This window comes from Amycolatopsis circi (assembly GCF_003385235.1).
Lineage (GTDB): Bacteria > Actinomycetota > Actinomycetes > Mycobacteriales > Pseudonocardiaceae > Amycolatopsis > Amycolatopsis circi.
Genome location: NZ_PQIA01000239.1, coordinates 1 through 6,256, shown reverse-complemented (window position 1 = coordinate 6,256; position 6,256 = coordinate 1). Strand labels below are relative to the sequence as shown.

At 69.3% G+C, this 6,256-nt stretch carries 6 protein-coding genes; 5 read left to right on the top strand and 1 reads right to left on the bottom strand.

Annotation, left to right across the window (positions count from 1 at the left end):
* The 4 genes from D0D37_RS45245 to D0D37_RS45230 all read left to right on the top strand — a co-directional run.
* Nucleotides 1-731 (top strand): carbohydrate kinase family protein (locus tag D0D37_RS45245; protein WP_116206723.1); only part of this gene is annotated, 731 nt, incomplete at its 5' end.
* Nucleotides 728-2,032 carry an alpha-glucosidase/alpha-galactosidase gene (melA, locus tag D0D37_RS45240; RefSeq protein WP_116206722.1) on the top strand — a complete coding sequence of 435 codons (1,305 nt, stop codon included), beginning with the start codon at nucleotides 728-730 and terminating at the stop codon, nucleotides 2,030-2,032. The genes D0D37_RS45245 and melA, both read left to right, overlap by 4 nt.
* 178 nt (nucleotides 2,033-2,210) lie before the next feature.
* Nucleotides 2,211-3,053: an endo alpha-1,4 polygalactosaminidase gene (locus tag D0D37_RS45235; RefSeq protein ID WP_116206721.1), complete on the top strand. Its 843-nt coding sequence runs from the start codon at nucleotides 2,211-2,213 to the stop codon at nucleotides 3,051-3,053.
* 52 nt (nucleotides 3,054-3,105) lie between these two features.
* Nucleotides 3,106-3,888, top strand: a complete 783-nt coding sequence (locus D0D37_RS45230) for a class I SAM-dependent methyltransferase (RefSeq protein WP_116206720.1) — start codon at nucleotides 3,106-3,108, stop codon at nucleotides 3,886-3,888.
* On the opposite strand, the gene D0D37_RS45225 is transcribed toward D0D37_RS45230, so the two are convergent.
* Nucleotides 3,885-4,781: a DMT family transporter gene (locus tag D0D37_RS45225; RefSeq protein ID WP_167493657.1), complete on the bottom strand. Its 897-nt coding sequence runs from the start codon at nucleotides 4,779-4,781 to the stop codon at nucleotides 3,885-3,887. The two genes, D0D37_RS45230 and D0D37_RS45225, sit on opposite strands and share 4 nt — an antisense overlap.
* An 82-nt stretch (nucleotides 4,782-4,863) precedes the next feature.
* On the opposite strand from D0D37_RS45225, the gene D0D37_RS45220 reads away from it, so the two are divergent.
* On the top strand, nucleotides 4,864-5,757 hold the full coding sequence (locus tag D0D37_RS45220; RefSeq protein WP_116206718.1) for a LysR family transcriptional regulator: 894 nt from the start codon (nucleotides 4,864-4,866) through the stop codon (nucleotides 5,755-5,757).
* The last annotated feature ends 499 nt before the right edge of the window (nucleotides 5,758-6,256 follow it).

Sequence of the window (6,256 nt, the reverse complement as noted above, 5' to 3'; positions counted from 1 at the left end):
CCGCCGGTCGATTCGTCCGCGACATCCTCGACGACCGCGGCGCCGACACCCAGGCGCTCACGGTGGATCCGACGCTGCCGACCCCGCTCACCGCGATCCTGACCCGCGACGACAGCCGGGCCATCATCACCAGTTCCGGAGTGCTGGACGCGGTGTCGGCGGCGGACGTCCCCGCTGAGTTGCTGGCGAGCGCCCGGCACGTCCACGCCTCGTCGTACTTCCTGATGCCCAAGCTGGCCGCCGGGTTGCCGGAGCTGTTCCGCACCGCCCGGGCGCACGGCGCGACCACCTCGCTGGACACCAACGACGACCCAGCGCGGCAGTGGGATCCCAGCGGCATCCCTCTGGTACTTCAGGAGACCGACTACCTCCTGCCCAACGCCGCCGAAGCGCTGCAGCTGTCCGGAAAATCCAGCCTGCTCGAAGCCGCCGCACACCTCGCCGCACCGGGTCCGACTGTCGTCGTCAAGAACGGCGCCGACGGCGCGATTGCCCACCACCGCGGCGAAACCGTCACAGTTCCCGCGTCTCCGATCACCCCGCTCGACACCGTCGGCGCCGGGGACAGCTTCAACGCCGCGTTCCTCGCCGCGACGCTGCGCGGGCTGTCGCTCCGCGACGCGCTGCGGGCCGGGGTGACCGGCGGCGGCCGTTCGACGCTCTCGCGCGGCGGGATCGACGGCCAACCGACCTGGAACGATCTCAATCTCACCGAAACGGAAAGCGCATGACCACCAAGATCACCTTCATCGGCGCCGGCAGCGTCGTGTTCACCCAGGGCCTGCTCGCGGACCTGTTCGCCTACCCCGAACTGGCCGAGGTCCACGTCGCGCTGCACGACATCGACCCGGAACGCCTCCGCATCGCGCACGCGGCGGCCGGTCGCATCGCCGAAACCCGCGGAGCCAAGCCCACCCTCACCGCGCACGCCGACCGCCGCGAAGCCCTGGAGGGCGCGGACTTCGTCGTCAACATGGTCCAAATTGGAATGGGCGAGGCCACCCGCGTCGACTTCGACATTCCGGCTCGCTTCGGCGTGAAGCAGACGATCGGCGACACGCTCGGCGTCGGCGGGATTTTCCGCGCGCTGCGCACTTTCCCGTTCCTGCGCGAACTCGGCGAGGACATCGCGCAGGTGTGCCCGCAGGCGTGGCTGCTGAACTACACCAATCCGATGGCGATGAACGTGCAGTACCTCTCCGAAACGCTCGGCTCGGACCGCGTCGTCGGCCTGTGCCATTCGGTGTACTGGACCGTGCACGACCTGGCCGCGCTGTTGGAAGTGCCGCTGTCCGAGGTCACTTATCACGCCGCGGGCATCAACCACCAGGCCTGGATCCTGCGCCTGGAACACCAGGGCAACGATCTGTACCCGCGGCTCGCCGAACTCGCCGAGGATCCGCAGCTGCGGCGGCGCGTGCGGTTCGACATGTTCCGGCGGCTCGGCTATTACCCGACCGAAACCAGCGAGCACTCGTCCGAATACGTGCCGTGGTATCTCGGCCATGCCGGCGAAATCGAACGGCTGCGGCTGCCGATCGGCGCGTACCTGGACGTCGTGGCCGAGAACGAGGCCGAATACGAACGCACTCGCCAGGCCGTCGAGCGCGACGAACCGCTCACCGTCGAAGGCACCAACGAATACGCGCCGCAGATCATCCACAGTGTCGTCACCGGCACGCCGCGCACCGTTTACGGCAATGTGCTCAATCGCGGGCTGATCCCGAATCTCCCCGCGACCGGAGCCGTCGAAGTGCCGTGTCTCGCCGACGCCACCGGCATCCGCCCCACGCGCGTCAACGCGCTTCCGCCGCAGCTCGCCGCGCTCAACCGGACTTATCTGAGCACGACCGAACTCGTGGTGCGCGCGGCGATCGAGGACGATCCCCGCCACATTCGCCACGCGGCGATGACCGATCCCGCCACCGCGGCCGCGCTTCCAGTGGAACGCATCTGGGAACTGTGCGACGAGATGGTGCTCGCGCACGGCGATGCGCTCCAGCCGGGATTGCGGAAAACACTGGGCAGCTAACGACTCTTGACGGCGCGGCGCGGTGGTCCGCTAAACTTCTGGTGCCTGCCGGACGGGCAGGCGCCAGAAGTACGCCCAGCCGGTAATGCGGATTTCTCCGCGAGCCCGGCCCCAGTCGCCAGGATGTCTTCTCCAGCGTCCGAGGCGGGGACGTACTCACCATCGCTGGAGTCACCAGATGCCTTCGCTTCCTGGTCGGATTTCTCGCGGAACCGTAGCGGCCGCCCTGCTGATCGGCAGTTCGGCCTGCGCGCTCGGGGCCGGCGGCACGGCGGAAAGCGCGCCGCTTCCCTCGCCGCACAGCCAGGTCAAAGACGTTCCCCTGCCCACCCCGCACGCCGGGTTCGACTATCAGATCGGCGGCCCCTACCAGCCGCCGGCGGGCGTCCAGGTCGTCAGCCGCGACCACAGCGCCCCGGCGGCCGCCGGGCTGTACAACATCTGCTACGTCAACGCTTTCCAGGCACAGCCCGGCGCCGAAAAGGAGTGGGGCGACCTGGTCCTGCGCGACGGCGACGGCAAGGTCGTCATGGATCCCGATTGGAACGAAGCGCTGCTCGACCTGCGCACCGCGGACAAGCGGGGCCGGATCGCGGACAAGGTCGGCGCGTGGATCGACGAGTGCGCGGGCAAGGGCTACCAGGCCGTCGAGCCGGACAACTACGACAGCTTCACCCGGTCCCAGGGCCTGCTCAGCGCGCGGAACGCCCAGGACCTCGTCAAGCTGCTTTCCCGGCGCGCGCACGGAAAAGGCCTCGCGATCGGCCAGAAGAACACCTCCGAGCTGGCCTCGTCGCGGGCGGACAACGGGCTGGACTTCGCCGTCGCCGAGGAATGCGGCGACCAGGACAATTGCGCCGAGTACACCCAGTATTTCGGCAACCGCGTGATCGTCATCGAATACACCGAGGACGGCTTGCGCAACGCGTGCGACAAGTGGGGCGCCACGCTCAGCGTCGTCCGCCGCGACCGGGACGTCACGCCGAAGGGCGATTCCGCTTACGTCCGCGAAACCTGCTGAGACTTCCGTCATCCTGCCAGCGCCGCCGAGCGGTTGCTGGCAGGGTGGCGGAATGGACGACGAGTACCCGTTCGACAACGCGAGTGCCCCGGCGAGCGACCGGATGTCCGCGCTGGAAGCCAGCTACGACGCGACGACCGTCCAGCACCTGGCCGATCTCGGGGCCGGCGCCGGATGGTCCTGCTGGGAGATCGGCGCCGGCGGCGGGTCGATCGCGCGGTGGCTGGCCGCCCGGGTCGGTCCGGACGGCCACGTGCTGGCCACCGACCTCGACACCCGGCTGCTCTCCGACCTCCCCGCGAACACCGCGGCGGTGCGCCACGACGTCCGCGAGGAACCGGTGCCGGACCGGAAGTTCGACCTGATCCACGCCCGGCTGGTGCTGATCCACTTCCCGGAGCGCGACGAGCTGGTGGCGAAGCTGGCCGACGCGCTCGCGCCCGGCGGCTGGCTGGTCCTCGAGGAAATCGAGCCGCGCGGGCAGCGCGTGCTCGCCACGCCCGACGACACCAGTGCGACGGTTTTCGGTTCCGTGCAAGGGCGGATCCTGGACCTGCTCGAACGCGCGGGCAGCGACGTCGAATGGGCCGGACGGCTCCCGGAGGTGCTCGCCGGGGCCGGATTGCGCGAGGTCGGCAGCGCGCGGGTGACGACGCGGTGGCCGGGCGGCGGGCCGGAAATCCGGTTGCTGGCCGCGAATTCGGTGGAGCTGGCCGAAAAGCTGGCCGCGGACGGCGTGCCGCCGGAGGAGCTTGAGCAGTTCCGCCGGGTGCTCGCCGATCCGCGGTTCACCGTGTCGTCCTATCCCCTGGTTTCGACCTGGGGACGTCGTTAACGACGCCGGGAAATCGCCACCCCGGCCAGGCACAGCACCCCGCCGACGAGTCCGTACGCGGTCGGCGTCTCAGCGAGCAGCAGCCACGACAGCAACACCGCCATCGCCGGAACCGCGTAGCTCACCATCGTCAGCCGTCCGGCGTCGGTGCGGCGCAGCGCGTACGCCCACGCGGTGAAGCCGACCGCGGTGGGGAACACTCCCAAGTAGACGCTGCCGAGCACCGCCCCGGCGGGTGCCACCTGCAGTTCGCTGATCAGCTGCGGTGCCCACGGCAGCAGCACGACGGTGCCGACGACACAGCCGAGCCAGATCGCGGTCAGGCCGTCGACGTGCCGCAACGTGACCTTCTGGACCATGACTCCTGCCGCGTAGAGCACGGCGGCGAGCAGGCACAGCAGGACGCCGGCCCAGTCGTTGCTTCCAGTGGCTCCGGTCGCGATCAACGCCGCCCCGCCCAGCGCGACGAGTGAGCCGATGACGAGCGAGCGCGAGAACCCTTCGCCGAGGAACTTCCCGGCCGCGACGGCGACCATCAGCGGCGCGAGGTTCACCAGCAACGCCGCAGTCCCGGCGTCGACGTGCCGCTCCCCCGCGTTGAGGACGACGGTGTACGCGGCCAGCCACAGCACGGCATACGCCGCGACCAGCAGAAACGCCTTGCGGGACAGCCGGACTCGGACCGCGCCCTTGACGACGGCGAACCCGGTGAGCGCGACGGCCGCGACAGCGAGCCGCAGCAGCGCCAGCGGTGCCGGGGACAGCGCGTGCCCCACGCTGCGGATGGCGACGAACGACGAGGCCCACAGCACCACGGCGAGCCCCGCAGCGGCCGCGATCTTGCCGAAGTCGGACTTGCTGGCGGGCTGGACGGTTTCCACGAGATCGGTCACCGGACCATCGTCGCCTCGCCCCGCTGTACAGCACAAGCGATGAGTTCTGTACGACCGTTAAGGGTTGCTGTACGTTGGCGGCATGCTGGATATCCCCCGGCTCCGCGTTCTGCGCGCAGTCGTCGCGTCAGGCTCGATCCGCGCGAGCGCCGCCGCACTCGGCTACACGCCGTCCGCGGTGAGCCAGCAAATCACCACGCTGCAACGGGAGACCGGGCTGCAGCTATTCGAACGGTCCGGCCGCGGCATCGAGCCCACCGAGGCCGGGCGGACCCTCGCCGCCGAGGCCGAGGCGCTGTTCGAGGCGTTCAGCCGAGTCGAGCAGGTCGTCAGCGAACTGCGCGCCGGACGCGTCGGGCGGCTCTCGATCGGCTACTTCGGCTCGGCCGGTTCGACGTGGCTGGCTCCGACGGTCGCTGCCCTGCGCACGGAGTTTCCCGGGCTGCGGTTGGACCTGATGCTGACCGAATTCACACCGGGCGACCCGGACATCGACATTTTCGTGGAGGAAACCGGAGCCGAGCATCCCGGGTCAGTCGTCGTGCACCGGCTGGCGGAGGACCCGTACCTGGCGGTCGTCCGGCTCGACGACCCGTTGGCCGGGCTACCGGAGGTGCCGCTGGCCGCACTCGCCGAACGGCATTGGGTCGACAACGACCTGCGGGAAGGTCCGTGCCGCCAGGTTCTCCTCAACGCCTGCACGCAAGCCGGATTCTCGCCGAGTTTCGTCGTCGAAACGCACGACTACCGGACCGCGATGTCTTTCGTGGCAACGGGAATCGGGCTGACCGTCGTGCCGGAGCTGGGGATCGACGAACTTCCGGACGGCCTCACGACCGTCGCGCTGGCCGCGCCGTCGCCGGTCCGGCACCTCAGCCTCGCGGTGAAGAAGCCGATCGCGGAGCATCCCGCCGCGCGGCGTGCGGTGGAACTGCTGGAAAGCCTGGTGCGCACGGGGAAAACCCTGGTCAGCTGACACCCCGGGACTGGCCCGCCGCCTGGAGCACGGCCGAAGTCCGTGAAGGACTCCTTGAGGGAATCAGGGTCCAATGCCAGGGACTTAGCCGTGCGACCTCGGCATTGCCCACCGTCCACAAGGACGCCAACCTCGCCGAAACGCCCGCCCCATGCCCTCGTAGCCGCTTGCTCGTGTCCGTGAGGGGAACCCTGAGGGACTCAGAGTCCCTCAGGGTTCCCCTCACGGACAGCCGCAACCCGCAACGCTCCCGCAGCGCCGCATTAAGGGCCTGGCATTGGGAATCAGGGGCCGTGAGGGGCCCCTTCACGGACAGCGGGCCTGGGACGCCGTCGCGGCCCCGAAACTGGGGCCAGGAAAAGCCGTGAAGGACTCCTTGAGGGAATCTGACCTGGATCCACCGGTGTTTGTGGTGTTGTAGGCCGTGTCTGGACGCGCAGATGCCCTCTGGCCTGGGATGATTGTTCTTGCGAAGGAAAAATCAGTCCGAGGGAGAGGG